General features: G+C 71.3%; 10 protein-coding genes. 2 read left to right on the top strand and 8 right to left on the bottom strand.

Annotated elements, in window-relative coordinates; all coding sequences use genetic code 11:
- The first annotated feature begins 156 nt into the window (after positions 1-156).
- On the top strand, positions 157-1452 hold the full coding sequence (locus PX701_RS10300; protein WP_275506233.1) for an MFS transporter: 1296 nt from the start codon (positions 157-159) through the stop codon (positions 1450-1452).
- Positions 1449-3086: an amidohydrolase gene (locus PX701_RS10295; RefSeq protein WP_275506232.1), complete on the top strand. Its 1638-nt coding sequence runs from the start codon at positions 1449-1451 to the stop codon at positions 3084-3086. The genes PX701_RS10300 and PX701_RS10295 overlap by 4 nt, the downstream gene beginning before the upstream one ends.
- An 85-nt stretch (positions 3087-3171) precedes the next feature.
- Here PX701_RS10295 and PX701_RS10290 read toward each other — a convergent pair whose 3' ends face one another.
- From PX701_RS10290 to PX701_RS10255, 8 genes are all read right to left on the bottom strand, one after another.
- Positions 3172-4692, bottom strand: a complete 1521-nt coding sequence (locus PX701_RS10290) for an APC family permease (RefSeq protein WP_275506783.1) — start codon at positions 4690-4692, stop codon at positions 3172-3174.
- 127 nt (positions 4693-4819) lie between these two features.
- Complete coding sequence (locus PX701_RS10285; protein WP_231428667.1) at positions 4820-5695, bottom strand: universal stress protein; 876 nt, start codon at positions 5693-5695, stop codon at positions 4820-4822.
- A 69-nt stretch (positions 5696-5764) separates the two neighbouring features.
- Entirely contained in the window at positions 5765-7126 is a 1362-nt protein-coding gene (locus PX701_RS10280; RefSeq protein WP_231428668.1) for a flavin monoamine oxidase family protein, read from the bottom strand.
- A gap of 189 nt (positions 7127-7315) precedes the next feature.
- Positions 7316-8785, bottom strand: coding sequence for an NAD-dependent succinate-semialdehyde dehydrogenase (locus tag PX701_RS10275; protein ID WP_231428669.1), 1470 nt, complete (start codon positions 8783-8785; stop codon positions 7316-7318).
- 47 nt (positions 8786-8832) lie between these two features.
- Positions 8833-10134 (bottom strand): Glu/Leu/Phe/Val family dehydrogenase, encoded by a 1302-nt coding sequence (locus tag PX701_RS10270; RefSeq protein WP_275506231.1) that lies wholly within the window; start codon positions 10132-10134, stop codon positions 8833-8835.
- Positions 10131-11489, bottom strand: coding sequence for a 4-aminobutyrate--2-oxoglutarate transaminase (gabT, locus tag PX701_RS10265; protein ID WP_275506230.1), 1359 nt, complete (start codon positions 11487-11489; stop codon positions 10131-10133). Before gabT ends, PX701_RS10270 begins: the two co-directional genes overlap by 4 nt.
- 315 nt (positions 11490-11804) lie before the next feature.
- Positions 11805-13703 carry an ABC transporter permease gene (locus PX701_RS10260; protein ID WP_275506229.1) on the bottom strand — a complete coding sequence of 633 codons (1899 nt, stop codon included), beginning with the start codon at positions 13701-13703 and terminating at the stop codon, positions 11805-11807.
- 4 nt (positions 13704-13707) lie between these two features.
- Positions 13708-14874 (bottom strand): type 2 periplasmic-binding domain-containing protein, encoded by a 1167-nt coding sequence (locus PX701_RS10255; RefSeq protein WP_275506228.1) that lies wholly within the window; start codon positions 14872-14874, stop codon positions 13708-13710.
- Positions 14875-14909: the final 35 nt, after the last annotated feature.

Genomic DNA, 14909 nt, shown 5'->3' with positions numbered 1-14909 from the left:
CGGGCAATCAGGTCAGCCTACGCGGATGCCTCGGGCCGAGGGTTGCGGATCGGGCCGCCCCGTGCATAATAAACGAACACCATTCATTTAAGCGGCTGCCCCCGGCCGCGTCATCCCCGGCACGCCGAAGTGCCCCGATCCCCCACCGGAGCCCCGATGTCGCACTCCGACCTCAGCGCACGCGTTCCGCTGCGCCCGCCCACCGCGACCGCGACCTTCGCGATCGCCATCGCCGGCTACCTCGGCGTCAACCTCTCGCCCTACATGATCACGGCGCTGCAGTCGGCGCTCGACGCCGACGTGCTCACCGCGAGCTGGATCGTCACGGGCGCCCTGCTGGCGACCGCGATCGTCGGCCTCGCTGCGGCGCCGCTCTGCGCCGGACCGCGCCGGCTGCTCGTCGCCCGCGCCGGGCTCGTGCTGGGCGTCGTCGGCTTCGGTGCAGCGGCGCTCGTGCCCGAGCCCGGCGTCGTCGTCGGCGGACTGCTCGTCGGCGGCGCCGGCGCCGGCGGCGCGGTCGCCGCGGCGGGCGCGGCCATCGCGGCCTTCCGCAACCCCGACCGGGTCGCGGGCTTCAACGGCCTCGCGAACCGCGGCGTCATCACGATCGTGCTCCTCGTCATCCCGCTCGTCGGGCTCGCCCCGATCGACGTGTTCGGCGCGCTCGCGCTCTTCAGCCTCGCCGCACTCGCGGTGAGCGGCTGGCTGCCCGCCGCGCCCGTGCACGCGCCGCAGGCCGGCGCCGCGGTCGCCGAGGCGGTGCCCGTCGAGGTGCCGCCGACCGGCGTCGTGCGCGCCCTGCCCGAGCGGAGCCCCGCGACGACGCGCCTCGTCACGATCGCCGGGTTCGTGCTGCTCGTGACGTTCGCGCTCTGGGCGGCGAGCGAGGACTCGCTCTGGGCGATGGCCGGCGTCATGGGCGCCGAGCAGGCCGGGCTCACCGACGCCGGTCTCGGCCTCGCACTCAGCGGCGCGACCGCGGGCGGGCTCGTCGGGTCGGTGCTGCTCATGATCGTCGGCGACCGCTTCGGACGCGCGCTCCCGCTCGGCATCCTGCTCGCACTCGGTGGCATCCTGAAGATCGTGGAGGGCTTCACGACCGACGAGACGTCGTTCATCGTCGTGTTCATCGCCTGGAACACGGTCTACGCCCTCGCCTTCATGTACTTCGTCTCGACCTCGGCCGCGCTCGACGCCGACGGCCGGTGGTCGGGACCCCTGCTCGCCGTCTACCTCGTCGGCTCGAGCCTGACCCCGGTCATCGGGGCCGCGCTCGTCGAGGCGCTCGGCTACCAGGGCTTCGTCGTCGCACTCGGCGTCGCGAGCTTCGTGCTCGCGGTTCCGGCGGTCGCCGTCGCCCGCCTGTCCACCCGCCTCCAGCGCGCAGAGGCCGGCCCGCCGGCCGGCGCGTCGCCCGAGGCATCCGCCCAGACCCAGGAGGTCACCGCGTGAGTCGCACGCTCGTCACCAATGCCCGCATCTTCACCGCGAACCGCCCCGGCGACGGGGCCGAGTGGGCCGAGGCGCTCGTCGTCGACGGCGAGTCGCTCGCCTTCGTCGGGGATGCCGCGACCGCCGCCTCGGCGGCGGGCCCCGACGCGGAGGTGCTCGACCTCGGCGGCCGGCTCGTCGTGCCCGGCTTCCTCGACGTGCACACCCACCTGCACATGCTCGGCGACGCACTCGGCCGGGTGCAGCTGCGCGACGCCCGCGACCTCGGCGAGATCCAGGCGCGGCTGCGGGCTGCACGGGATGCCGCGCCCGACGCGCCCCGCCTGCTCGGCGTCTCGTGGCTGTTCGACTCGGTGCCCGGCGGCTCGCCCACCCGGCAGATGATCGACGAGGTCGTCGACGACGTGCCCGTCTACCTCGACGCGAACGACCTGCACTCGACCTGGGTCAACTCGGCCGCCCTCGCCGAGCTCGGCATCACGCGCGACACCCCCGATCCGCTCGGCGGCCGCATCGGCCGCGACGCCGACGGCGAGCCCGACGGCATGCTGTACGAGACGGCCTCGCAGTACTACGTCTGGGCCCACCTCGCCGAGGTCGCCACCGACGCCGACCGCGACGACGCCGTCGAGCGCGCGCTCGACGCCTACCTCGCGACGGGCGTCACCGGAGCGGCCGACATGGCGTTCGGGGAGCGCGAGCTCGCGTCGTTCGAACGCGTCGTCGCCCGCCGCGGCGGGCTGCCGTTCCACCTCGTCGGGTACTGGCTCATCGACAACACGGGCGACGACGCCGAGAACCTCGCGCAGGTCGCCCGCGCCGTGGAGCTCGCGCAGGGCGGCGGCACCCCGTGGCTCCGCATCGCCGGCATCAAGCTCATCACCGACGGCGTGATCGACGCCTGCACAGCCGCCATGCAGTCGCCGTACGCCGACGGATCGAACGCCGACCCGATCTGGCCCTACGAGCAGATGGCCCCCGTGGTCGCCGCGGCCGACGCCGCGGGCCTGCAGGTCGCACTGCACGCCATCGGGGATGCCGCGAGCTCGTCGGCGCTCGACGCGATCGAGCACGCGATCGAGGTCAACGGCGACCGGCCCGGCGACCGCCCGCGCCGGCACCGCGTCGAGCACCTCGAGTACGCGGCGCCCGGCACGGCCGAGCGGATGGCGCGGCTCGGCGTCACCGCATCGATGCAGCCCGTGCACTGCGACCCGTCGATCATGGACAACTGGATGGCCCGCCTCGGCGACGACCGCGTCGACCGCGGCTTCGCGTGGCCCGAGTACCGCGACGCGGGCGCCCTGCTCGCGTTCTCGACCGACGCGCCGACCGCGCCGCACCTCGCGCTGCCGAACCTCTACATCGCGACGACCCGCAAGTCGGCGCTCGACCCGTCGCTGCCCGCGTACGCGCCCGAGTTCGCGCTGCCGCTCGCCGAGGCCCTCGGCCACGCGACGCGCGACGCCGCCGCGTCGATCCGCGAGGAGGACGAACGCGGCCGGCTCGCCGCAGGGCTCGCCGCCGACTTCGCCGTGCTCGACCTCGACCCGTTCGAGGCCGGCGCGCCCGCGCTGCTCGACGCCCGAGTCATCCGCACCGTCGTCGCCGGCCGCACCGCCTACGAGGCGTAGGGCGAACAGAACGAGGCCGCACCCTGGTGTCGCAGGGTGCGGCCTCGTCGTGCGCTCGGAGGAACCGGCTCGAGGGCGAGTCGAGTCAGTCCTCCGCGACCGCGCGCGAGAGCGTCTCGCCGCGGAAGTAGGCCGGGCGCTTCCAGCGCTGCCAGAACATGACGACGACGCCCGACAGCAGGATCACCATGCCGAGCACGAACACGAGGCCGAGGCCGAAGATGTTCGAGCCCGAGCCGTAGGCCGGGTCCATGCTGTCGATGAGCGTCGTGAAGAAGAGCACCGCGAGGATCGTGCCGCCGACGAGCGGGGCGATCAGCCGGAAGAACACGTTGCGCGCACTCGCGAAGAGCGTCCTGCGGAAGAACCACACGCACGCGAACGCCGTGATGCCGTAGTAGAAGCAGATCATCATGCCGAGCGTCTGGATCGTGTCCCACAGCACCTCGTCGCTGACGAACCGCATGATCGTGTAGAACACCGCCGCGACGATCGCCGCGACCACGGTCGCGTAGCCGGGTGTGAAGAAGCGGGGGCTGACGGTCGCGAACTTCTGCGGCAGTGCGCCGTAGTGGCCCATCGCGAGCAGCGTGCGCGCGGGCGAAACGAAGGTCGACTGCAGCGAGGCCGCCGAGCTCGACAGCACGGCGATCGACATGAAGATCGCGAGCGGGCCGAGGACGGGCCCCGCGAGGTAGAAGAACGCGTTCTCCTGGATCTCCTCGTTGCCGAGGCCGACGCCCGAGGTGCCGACACCGGCGAACGCGAGCGCGCCCATCGCGACGAACAGATAGATCGCGACGACGATCGAGACCGTGAGGGTCGCCGCCTTGCCCGGCGTCGTTCGCGAGCCCTTCGTCTCCTCGTTCATCGTGAGCGTGACGTCCCAGCCCCAGAACACGAACAGCGAGACCGAGAGGCCCGCGACGACGGCCGAGAACGACCCGACCTCGAACGGGTTGAACCAGCTGAGCTCGACCGGGGTCGCATCGAACGCGGTGCCGTTCGCGACATGCCAGAACGCGGCGACGCCGAAGGCGATCATCACGAGCAGCTGGAAGCCGACGAGCCAGTACTGCACCTTCTGCGTCGTCTGCATGTCGCGGTACGAGATGAGCGTGGCGCCGAGGATGAACACGAGGCAGGTCGCGACGTTGACGAACGGGTTGCCGACGAGGTCGGCGACCGCCGCGGCGTCCCCGCCGAAGAAGCCGACCACCTGCGAGACCGCGAGGTAGAAGAACTCGACCGCGATGCCCGCGAGGTTCGAGAGCACCACCACCGTTGCGGCGATGAGGCCCCAGCCGCCCATCCAGCCGAGCCACGGCCCGAAGGCCCGGGTCGCCCAGGTGAACGAGGTGCCCGAGTCGGGCATCGCGCTGTTGAGCTCGCGGTAGCCGAACGCGACGAGCAGCATCGGGATGAACCCGAGCAGGAAGATCGCGGGCAGCTGCGTGCCGACCTCCGCGACGGTCGGACCGAGCGCGCCGGTCAGCGTGTACGCCGGGGCGATGCACGAGATGCCGATGACGATCGCGCCGATGAGGCCCACCGAGCCGGCCGACAGGCCCTTCTTCGTGAGGCCCGGGTCGGTGCCGTCGACCATCGCGCTCGCGGTCGTGAGCGGCGCGTGCGGTTCGGTATGGTGCTCGTGCGGGTGGGTGCTCGCGTGTGCGGGCGTGGCCGCCTGCGCTGCGCGCTCGTGCTGTTGGTGTTGCGACATACGGGGTCTCTCAGTCGGTGGGGCGCGGCACGACGATCATCGGCACCGGCAGTTCGCGGAGCATCTTCGAGCCGGTCGACCCGAGGAAGAGGCGGCTCGGGGTCGCGAGCCGGCTGGATCCGACGAGCACGATCTCGCCGGCGTGCCACTCGAGCGCGCGCACCGACTCCTCGATGCTCGAGCCCGTCGCGGTCGAGACGGTCGCGTCGACGCCGGCGGGCAGCGCCCGCTTCGCGGCGAGCAGCACCTCCTCGGCGTGGGCGGTCGACGTGAGGTCGGCGAGCTCCTCGTCCATGCCCGAGGGCAGGTCGATCGGCACGAGCGACACGAGGCGCAGCGGCGCGTGCGCGGCACGGCCCAGGCGAACGGATGCCTCGAGCACGGCGCTCGCCCCGGCGCGCAGTCCGATCGCGGCGGTGATGCGGGTGATGCCCTGGGCGGTCGCGACCTCGCGCGAGCCCGAGGGTGCGAGCGCGACGGGCACGTCGGAGGAGTGCAGCAGGGCGCTCGCGACCGAGCCGATGCGCGAGCGGCCGAGGAGGCCCCCGCGCGCGGCCCCGACGACGATGAGCGCCGCGCCGAACTCGTGCGCCGCGGCGAGCAGGCCCTCGGCGAACGAGTCCGCGTAGCGGATGTGCAGCGACTGGGCGATGTCGTCGCCGAGCCGCGCACTCGCCTCGGCGAGCCAGCCCTGCGACCGCTCCTTGACGTGGCGCTCGTACCCGGGGTCGCGGGGCACGACGCCGCCGCGGGCCTCGATCGGCAGCACCATGACGACCTCGAGGAACGCCTCGGTCGCCGCGGCGATGCGTGCGCCGAGCGCGAGCGCGTCGGCGCCCGAGTCGTCGGCCGTGTAGCCGACGACGATGCGCAGGGATTCGGTCATGCGGGTCTCCGCTTCAGTGTTGCTGTGCTCCGGGGCCTCGCGGCCCCGGAGCACGGGACGGCTCGGCGCTCAGGCCGCGAGGATCTGCTCGGCGACGAGGCGGCCCATGCGGATCGCGCCGTCGACGTGCTGGTAGCCCTTGCCGGCCAGGTCGGAGCACGCGAAGTGGATCGGCCCGACGTTCTTGCGGAGGTCGGCGCCGTAGCGGGCGAGACCGCCCATGTCGAAGCTCGCCGCGTAGGCGCCGCGGGTCCACTCCTCGCTGCCCCAGTCGCTCTCGTAGTAGACGACGGGGTTCAGGGCCTCTGGGCCGTAGTAGTGCGACAGCGACTCGAGGATCGCGGCCTTGCGCTCGTCGGCGCCGAGCTTGAACACGGCGTCGGCCTCCTCGTCGGAGACGAAGCCGACGAGCGTGCCGCGGGGGTCGCCGTGGTTCGTGTTGTCGTACGCCTCGTGGCACAGCTCGTAGGGGCTGAACGCGGTGCCCGACAGGCCCTGCTCGCGCCAGAACGGGCGGTCGTAGACGGCGTGCACCTTGATGACGAAGCCCATCGAGATGTGCTGGTGCAGCTGGTGCTGGCGACGGGGCAGCGGCGGCTCGTACGAGATGCGGCTGTAGAGGATCGGCGGCACGGCGAGGATGACGCGCTTCGCGTGCACCTCGAGCGAGTCGGTCACGGCGACGACGCCCTGGTCGGGGTGCTCGGGGTTCCAGCGCAGCGTGCGCACGGCCTGGTTCAGGCGAACCCGGTCGCCGAGCTTCGCGGCGAGGCCGATCGGCACCTGCTGCAGGCCGCCCACGACGCGCTGGTCGAGGATGAAGTCGGCGTCGACGAGGTGCGAGAACGAGCCGGCCGAGGCGGCCATGAGGAGGGCCTGGAGCGCGGAGAACGCGTGCGCGGGCTTCGTGAGCATCGCACCGGCGATGAACATGCCGATGTTGAGCTTCGCCTCCTCGTCGTCGGTCTGGGTGCCGAGCCACTCGGCGAACGAGACCTCGTCGAGCTCCTTGGCGCGCGGGTGCGCCCACGGGGCGTCGGGGTCGATCTCGGCGACGAGCTCGTCGAGCTTCTCGATGAGGCCGACGATCTCGCCCTCGGTCTTCGCCGGCACGGGGAAGATCTCGCCCTCGAAGAGGCGGCGCTCGCCGTCCTCCGCGATGTAGACGTTCTCACCCTCGCGGTAGCGCGAGTAGGTCTCGAGGCCGAGTTCCTCGATCGTCTCGATCAGGGCGTCCTGGTCGGGCGAGACCCACTGGCCGCCGATCTCGAGCATGGCGCCGTCGATGTCGTCGGTCCAGAGGCGGCCGCCGATGCGATCGCGGGCCTCGAGCACGACGACCGACTCGCCGGCGTCCTTGAGCCTGTTCGCGGCGGTGAGGCCGGCCGCGCCGGCGCCCACGATGACCACGTCGGTATCGATGCGTTCCATGATGCTTCTTTCTTGCTCGCGCGAGACTCGCGCTGTGATCGCTGTTCAGAAGGAGGTGCGGGCACGCAGGGGCGGAGACGCCCGTTTCCGGGCGCGGCTACGCCCACCTTCCCACACACGTCGCTGAAAAGTGAGGAAAATACGAAGGCGGATGCCGCAGCGCGAGGCCGCGGCATCCGCCCGCGTCGCTCAGCCCACCGGGATGAGCGTGTACTTCGTGTCGAGGTACTCGTGGATGCCCTCGAGGCCGCCCTCGCGGCCGATGCCCGACTGCTTGATGCCGCCGAAGGGGGCGGCCGCGTTCGACACGAGGCCCGTGTTGAGGCCCATCATGCCGGTCGCCAGGCGGTCGATCATGCGGTGGCCGCGTGCGAGGTCCTGCGTGAACACGTAGGAGACGAGGCCGTACTCGGTGTTGTTGGCGAGGTGCACCGCCTCGTCCTCGGTCGAGAACGTCGTGATGCCGAGCACCGGCCCGAAGATCTCCTCGCGCAGCAGTCGCGCGTCGGCCGACACGTCGCCGAGCACGGTGGGCGCGTAGAACGAGCCCGCACCGTCGATGACGGTGCCGCCGGTGAGGACCTTCGCGCCCTTGCCGACCGCGTCCTGGACGAGCTCGTCGGTCGAGGCGACCGCCTTGTCGTCGATGAGCGGGCCGATGCCCACGCCGTCCTCGGTGCCGCGGCCGACCTTGAAGGCGGCCACGCGCTCGGCGACGCGCTTCGAGAACTCGGCGGCGACCGACTCGTGCACGATGAAGCGGTTCGCCGCGGTGCAGGCCTGGCCGATGTTGCGGAACTTCGCGAGCATCGCGCCGTCGACCGCCTTGTCGAGGTCGGCGTCCTCGAAGACGACGAACGGCGCGTTGCCGCCGAGCTCCATCGAGGTGCGGAGGATGCCCTGGGCGGCCTCCTTCATGAGGCTGCGGCCGACCTCGGTCGACCCCGTGAAGGAGAGCTTGCGCAGGCGCGGGTCGGCGATGATCGGGCCCGAGACCTTCGACGAGGTCGACGTCGCGATGACGTTGACGACGCCGGCCGGCAGGCCGACCTCTTCGAGCAGTTGCACGAACGCGATGGTCGTGAGCGGCGTGAGTGCCGGGGGCTTGATCACGACGGTGCAGCCGGCCGCGAGCGCGGGCGCGATCTTGCGGGTCGCCATCGCGAGCGGGAAGTTCCACGGCGTGATGAAGAACGACGGTCCGACCGGGCGCTGCGAGACGATCATGCGACCGGTGCCCTCGGGGTTCAGGCCGTAGCGGCCCGAGATGCGCACGGCCTCCTCGCTGAACCAGCGGAGGAACTCGCCGCCGTAGGCGACCTCGCCGCGCGCCTCGGCGAGCGGCTTGCCCATCTCGAGCGTCATGAGGAGCGCGAACTCCTCCTTGCGCTCCTGGAGCAGGTCGAAGGCGCGGCGCAGCAGCTCGCCGCGCTCGCGGGGGGCGGTCGCCGCCCACGCGTCCTGCGCGGCGACGGCCGCGTCGAGGGCCTTCTTGCCGTCGGCGACCGAGGCGTCGGCGATCTCCTTGATGGTCTCACCGGTGGCCGGGTCGGCGACCGCGAGGGTCTTGCCGCCCTCGGCCTCGACCCACTGGCCGCCGATGAAGAGCCGGGCCTCGACCTTGTCGAGCACCGAGGCTTCGAGCGTTGCGTTCGTCATGTGTGTGCTTTCCGTTCGATGATTGCGTGGCGTGGGCGACGCATCGATCAGGGGTAGAGGCCGCGCAGCTTGTGCGCTTCGGCGACGCGCTCGACCGCGAGGGCGGTGGCGGCGGTGCGAAGCGACAGGCCCCGCGAGGTCGCGTAGCCGAGCACGTGCTGCCACGCGCTGAGCATCCGCTCCTCCAGTCTGGCCTCGACCTCGTCGACGCGCCACCAGTACGCCTGGTTGGCCTGCACCCACTCGAAGTACGAGACGATGACGCCGCCCGCGTTCGCGAGGATGTCGGGGACGACGAGGATGCCGCGCTCGCGCATGATGCGGTCGGCCGCCGGGGTGGTGGGGCCGTTGGCGCCCTCGACGATGACCTTCGCCCGGACGTCGGCGGCGTTGTTCTCGTGCAGCACGCCCTCGACCGCGGCGGGCACGAGCAGGTCGACCTCGAGCTGCAGCAGCGCCGAGCCGTCGAGCTCCTCGGCGCCGGCGAAGCCGACGACCGCACCGGTCTCGCGCACGTGGGCGCTGAGCGCCTCGATGTCGAGGCCGGCCGCGTTGAAGACCGCGCCGTACTGGTCGCTCACGGCCTGCACCTTGACGCCCGCCTCGGCGAGGAAGCGCGCCGCGTCGGCGCCGACCTTGCCGAAGCCCTGCACGGCGCCGGTCGCCTGCGACGGCGTGATGCCGGCGTGACGGAGGGCGGCGAGCGCGATGTGCGTGACACCACGGCTGGTCGCGCTCGCACGCCCCTGGGAACCGCCGAGCGCGATGGGCTTGCCGGTCACGATGCCGGGCACCGTGTAGCCGCTGTTCACGGAGTAGGTGTCCATGATCCAGGCCATCGTCTGCTCGTCGGTTCCGATGTCGGGCGCGGGGATGTCGCGCTCCGGGCCGATGATCGGCAGGATCTCGCTCGTGTAGCGACGGGTCACGCGCTCGAGCTCGGCCTTGGAGTGCTCGCGGGGGTCGATCGCGATGCCGCCCTTCGCGCCGCCGTACGGCACGTCGAGCAGGGCGCACTTCCAGGTCATCCACATGGCGAGCGCGCGCACCTCGTCGATGTCGACGTTCGGCGCGTAGCGCAGGCCGCCCTTGGCGGGGCCGCGGCTGAAGTTGTGCTGCACGCGGTAGCCCGTGAAGAGCACGGTCTCGCCCGAGTCGCGGCGCAGCGGCACGCTCACCGTGAGCTCGCGACGCGGGGTCGCGAGCATCTGGTGGGTGCCTTCCGAGAACCCGAGCAGCGCGATGGCCTCGGCCAGCTGCGAGCGCGCGTCGGTGAGGGGCGTCGCGATGGGGGCGGATGCCTCGTGCGAGACGGGGTGGGCGACGGCGCTGTCGATCAAGGTGCTCATGCCTGCTTGAGCCCCTCGGCCACGACGCCCAGGCCCTCGACGAGCAGCTCGTCGGAGATGGTGAGCGGCGGCAGGAAGCGGATCACGTTGCCGTAGGTGCCGCACGTGAGCAGGATGACGCCCTGCTCGTGCGCGAACTTCGCGACCTTGTTCGTGAGCGCGGCGTCGGGGGCGCCGGTGGCGGGGTCGACGAGCTCGATCGCGACCATCGCGCCGCGGCCGCGGACGTCGCCGATGCGCGGGTCGGCCGTGCGCAGCGCGTTGAGGCGGCCGATGAGCACCGAGCCGATCTCCTTCGCGCGCTCGACGAGGCCGTCCTGCTCGTAGGTCTCGATCGTCGCGAGTGCGGCGGCGCAGGCGATGGGCGAGCCGGCGTAGGTGCCGCCGAGGCCGCCCGCCATGGCGGAGTCCATGATCTCGGCGCGGCCGGTGACGGCCGAGAGCGGCAGGCCGCCCGCGATGCCCTTGGCGGTGACGATGACGTCGGGCACGATGCCCTCGTGCTCGCTCGCGAACCAGGCGCCGGTGCGGGCGAAGCCCGTCTGCACCTCGTCGGCGATGAAGACGACGCCGTTCGCCGTCGCCCACTCGACGAGCGCGGGGAGGAACCCGGCGGCGGGCACGATGAAGCCGCCCTCGCCCTGGATGGGCTCGATGATGATCGCGGCGAGGTTCTCGGCGCCGATCTGCTTCTCGATCATGGTGATCGCGCGGGCCGCGGCCTCTCGGCCGTCGAGGCCGCCGTCGCGGAAGGGGTAGCTGAGCGGGGCGCGGTACACCTCGGGGGCGAACGGGCCGAAGCCGTTCTTGTACGGGATGTTCTTCGCGGTGAGCCCCATGGTGAGGTTCGTGCGGCCGTGGTAGGCGTGGTCGAAGGCGACGACGGCCTGCTTCTTCGTGTAGTGGCGCGCGATCTTGATCGCGTTCTCGACGGCCTCGGCGCCCGAGTTGAAGAGGGCCGAGCGCTTCTCGTGGTCGCCGGGGGTGAGCTCGTTGAGCTTCTCGGCGACGGCGACGTAGCCCTCGTACGGCGAGACGGTGAAGCAGGTGTGCGTGAAGGCGCCCAGCTGCGCGCTCACGGCCTCGACGACGCGGGGGGCCGAGTTGCCGACGCCGGTCACGGCGATGCCCGAGCCGAGGTCGATGAGCGAGTTGCCGTCGGCGTCGACGACGACGCCGCCGCCCGCGGCGACGACCGAGATCGGCAGGGTGTGGCCCACGCCCGCGGCGACGGCCGCGGCCTTGCGGTTCATCAGCTCCTGCGAGCGGGGTCCGGGGATGGCGGTGACGAGGCGGCGCTCCTGGGTGAGGGCGGGGCCTCCGGTCGTGGTGGCCGGGGTGTCGACGAGGGTCATGTCTGCTCCGATGCAAGTGACGACGGTGGCGTGATGCGTCGATGCTAGGTCGAGAGCCGTAGATGCCTCAGGGCCGCGGTGTACGGTCAGGGGCACCTTCTTCGCCACGACGTACAAGTGAGCGACCTCACGCAGAGGCATCCGCCTGAATCCGGAATGCAGGAACTTCCGGGCGCCGTGCGGCGCGCCGAGCCCCGACACGCCGCCGCGCCCCCGAAAGCTCCTGCACTCTCGTCCGGGGTCTCGCCGAACGTGCCCTCGCAGCCCGTTGACGGGCGGGGAGTGCGCTCTCGACTGGGGCGGCGAACGCCGTCGCTACTCGGCGACGGAGACGAGCTCGCGCTGCTCCTCGAGCCCCTGCGCGGCGACCGCGCGGGTCGCGGGCGCCGGCGGGTCGTTCGGCACCGCTGCGATGGCGCGCGTGCCGAGGCCGGGGATCGTCAGGCGACGCCGGGCGCGCCCGATCGCCCGCAGCGACACCGCCCACTGCAGTCCGTAGCCGATCGCGAACACGAGCAGCGTGAAGATGAGCGCCATCGCCGCGCCCTGGTCGGGTTGGTAGAGCTGCGCCGACCGCGGGCTGATCATGGCGTACATGTAGACCGAGAGCGGGCGCGACTCGGGCGTCGCGAGGAACGCCGGCAGCGTGAACTCGTTGGTGCCGAGGATGAACATCTGGATCCACACCGCGAAGACCGTCGGCAGCAGCAGCGGCACGACCACCCGGCGGAAGCCCTCGAGCGGGCTCGCGCCGCTCACGAGCGCGGCCTCCTCGAGCTCCTTGCGGATCTGCAGGGTCGCGCTGTAGCCCGAGCGGTACGCGATCGAGACCCGGTACGAATAGGCGATCACGAGCGCCACGATGGTGCCGGCCAGCGGGATCACCGGGTTGATCACGAGGAAGGTGAGGAACATCGCGAAGCCCGCGATGACCGCCGGGATCGCGACCGACGACGAGGCGAAGAGGTCCATGCCCTTCGACCAGCCGGTGCGACGGCCCCGCGCGATGCCGTAGGCGAGCACGGTCGCGGCGACGCACGCGATCGTGGCGCTCGCGCCCGCGATGAGGAGCGTGCGGCCGAGCGACGCCCAGAACTCGGGGTCGGCGAGCACCTCGCCGAAGGCGCCCCACTGCGTCTGCGACGCGAGCGCCTCGAACGAGAACGCGATCGGGTACGGCGTGATCGCCGACCAGAGCAGCGCGAACATCGGCAGGATCGCGGTGAGCAGCACGAAGACGAAGACGGCGACGAGCACCGGGACCTTCCACGCGCCGAGCTTCATGATCGTCGGCCTGAAGCCCTTGCCCGAGATCGAGGCGCGGCGCTCGGCACTGCGGGTGGCGCGGAGGTAGATCACGAAGGCGATCGTCGTGATGACGAGGAACACGCATCCCCATGCCGCGGCGAGTCCGTACTGCGGCAGCTCGCCGGCACCCGCGCTGATGAGGTTCCAGAGCTTGAGGGCGAAGATGTTCTTGCCCGCCTCCTGGCCGAACAGCAGCGGGATCTCGAGGCTGCCGAGGCCGAGGATTCCGGTCAGCACCGCGACGCCGAGCAGGCCCGGCCAGAGCATCGGCAGGGTGACGCGCCTGAGGGTCTGGCCCCACGACGCTCCCGAGACCCGCGCCGACTCCTCGAGCGAGCCGTCCATCGACGTGAGGATCGGCACGATCATGAGGAACGGGAACGTCACGTTCGTGAGCGACTGCACGACGGTCATCGTCGCGAACGAGTACGGGTCGATGACGAGGTCGCCCGGCAGCAGCCGCAGCAGCTGGTTCAGCACGCCCGACTCGGGCGAGAGCATCAGCTGGTACGCCTGCGCCTTCACGATGGGCGGGATGATGAACGGCACGACGACGAGCACCGAGATCACCCGCCGGAACGGCACGTCGGTGCGCACCGTCACCCAGGCGAGGCCGAAGGCCAGCAGCAGCGAGATGATCGTCGAGCCGCCGACGAAGACGGCGGTCGAGCCGAGCACGGCCCAGAAGTCCTCGCGGAGCTCCCACAGGGTGACGAAGTTGTCGGCCGACCACTTCGCCGTCGACACGCCGAACGGCAGGAACGGACCGCGGAACGCCGTGATCACCTGCACGGCCAGCGGGATCGCGAGGAGGAGGAAGATCACCGCTCCCGCGATGACCGTCGCGATCTTCATTCCGGTCGGCCGGGTGCGCCCGACCTCCGTGGTCCGTCCTGCCGTCGACATGTCCTTAGCCGTTCAGTGCCGCGTCGGCGGCGTTGATCATCGCGATCCACTCGTCGCGGTTGTCGGGCGACTCGATGTTCGTCGTGCCGTCGAGTCCCTCGAGCAGTGCGTCGGCGTTCGTCTTCATGAGGCCGGTCGCCTCGTCGAAGACCGTCGACGGCAGGCCCGCGTAGGGCACCTGCGTCGTCGAGAACTGCTCGTCGGTCATGCGCAGGTGCAGCCAGTCGGGGTTGTACGCGTTCCAGAGCACCCAGAGCATCGCACCGGCCTGGTTCTTCGCGTCGACGTTCACGCCCGAGAACTGCGCGAAGACGGGTCCGTCCTCGTAGGGCTGCACCGTGAGGCTCGGGTTCGGGTTGAAGAGGGTCTGACCGAGCGCGATCGGCACGTCGCCGTTCGAGAGCGGCGAGTCCTGGTCTTCGAGCACCTGCAGGGTGCCCGAAGACTTCAGCTCGTCGATGAGGTCGACCATCGCGTCTTCGCCGTCGGCCATGCCGACGCCCGAGAACACGTTCGCGTTGTAGCTCGCGACCGAGACCTTGCCCTCGTACTCCGGGTCGAGCAGGCCCTCGAGCGTGGGCGGCGCCTCGACCTTGTCGGTGTTGACCTGCATGAGCGAGCCGTTGATGCTGTCGGGCAGCATGCCGGTCGAGCCGAGCGTCAGGAACTCCTCGGGCACGCCGAACTTCGTCCAGTCCACGTCGGCCCAGTAGCCTTCGTCGGTCATCGCGGCCGACGAGACGATCGACCCCGAGATGACGTCGGTGTTGCGGGCGCCGGTGGCCTTCGCCGAGATGATCGCCGACGACAGGTTGTAGGTGAGGCCCTGCGTCTCGATCGTGAGGTCGGGGTACTTCTTGTTGAACTCCGCGATGACCTCGGGCGAGAGCTCGTACCAGTCCCAGATGACGAGGCGACCCCCGTCGGTCTCCTTCGCCTGCTCGTAGAGCGCGTCCATCTGCTCGTCGATCGCGGGCCAGAGGTCGTCGTAGAAGTTCTCGCAGCGGGTGACGGGGCCGACCTCGACCGACTCGCACGCGCCGGCCTTCGCGGCGTCGCCGGAGGGTTCGATGGCCTGGGGGGTCGACGACGGCGTGCTGCACGAGCTGAGCAGCAGCATGCCGGTCGCGGCGAGGGCGATGAGTCCGCCTCGTGCTGTGGGTGTTCTCATGATCCGGATGTCCTCTCTGACGTGGATCTCGGTGG

It is taken from the genome of Agromyces chromiiresistens, from assembly GCF_029167465.1.
Lineage (GTDB): Bacteria > Actinomycetota > Actinomycetes > Actinomycetales > Microbacteriaceae > Agromyces > Agromyces chromiiresistens.
The sequence above is the reverse complement of the archived record's forward strand: the minus strand, read 5'-3'. Positions and strand labels throughout refer to the sequence as shown.

Coding starts and splice junctions, on each gene's coding strand:
- PX701_RS10300 (WP_275506233.1), top strand. CDS start 157: ATGTCGCACTCCGACCTCAGCGCACGCGTTCCGCTGCGCCCGCCCACC.
- PX701_RS10290 (WP_275506783.1), bottom strand. CDS start 4,692: ATGGTCGACGGCACCGACCCGGGCCTCACGAAGAAGGGCCTGTCGGCC.
- PX701_RS10285 (WP_231428667.1), bottom strand. CDS start 5,695: ATGACCGAATCCCTGCGCATCGTCGTCGGCTACACGGCCGACGACTCG.
- PX701_RS10280 (WP_231428668.1), bottom strand. CDS start 7,126: ATGGAACGCATCGATACCGACGTGGTCATCGTGGGCGCCGGCGCGGCC.
- PX701_RS10275 (WP_231428669.1), bottom strand. CDS start 8,785: ATGACGAACGCAACGCTCGAAGCCTCGGTGCTCGACAAGGTCGAGGCC.
- PX701_RS10270 (WP_275506231.1), bottom strand. CDS start 10,134: ATGAGCACCTTGATCGACAGCGCCGTCGCCCACCCCGTCTCGCACGAG.
- gabT (WP_275506230.1), bottom strand. CDS start 11,489: ATGACCCTCGTCGACACCCCGGCCACCACGACCGGAGGCCCCGCCCTC.
- PX701_RS10260 (WP_275506229.1), bottom strand. CDS start 13,703: ATGTCGACGGCAGGACGGACCACGGAGGTCGGGCGCACCCGGCCGACC.
- PX701_RS10255 (WP_275506228.1), bottom strand. CDS start 14,874: ATGAGAACACCCACAGCACGAGGCGGACTCATCGCCCTCGCCGCGACC.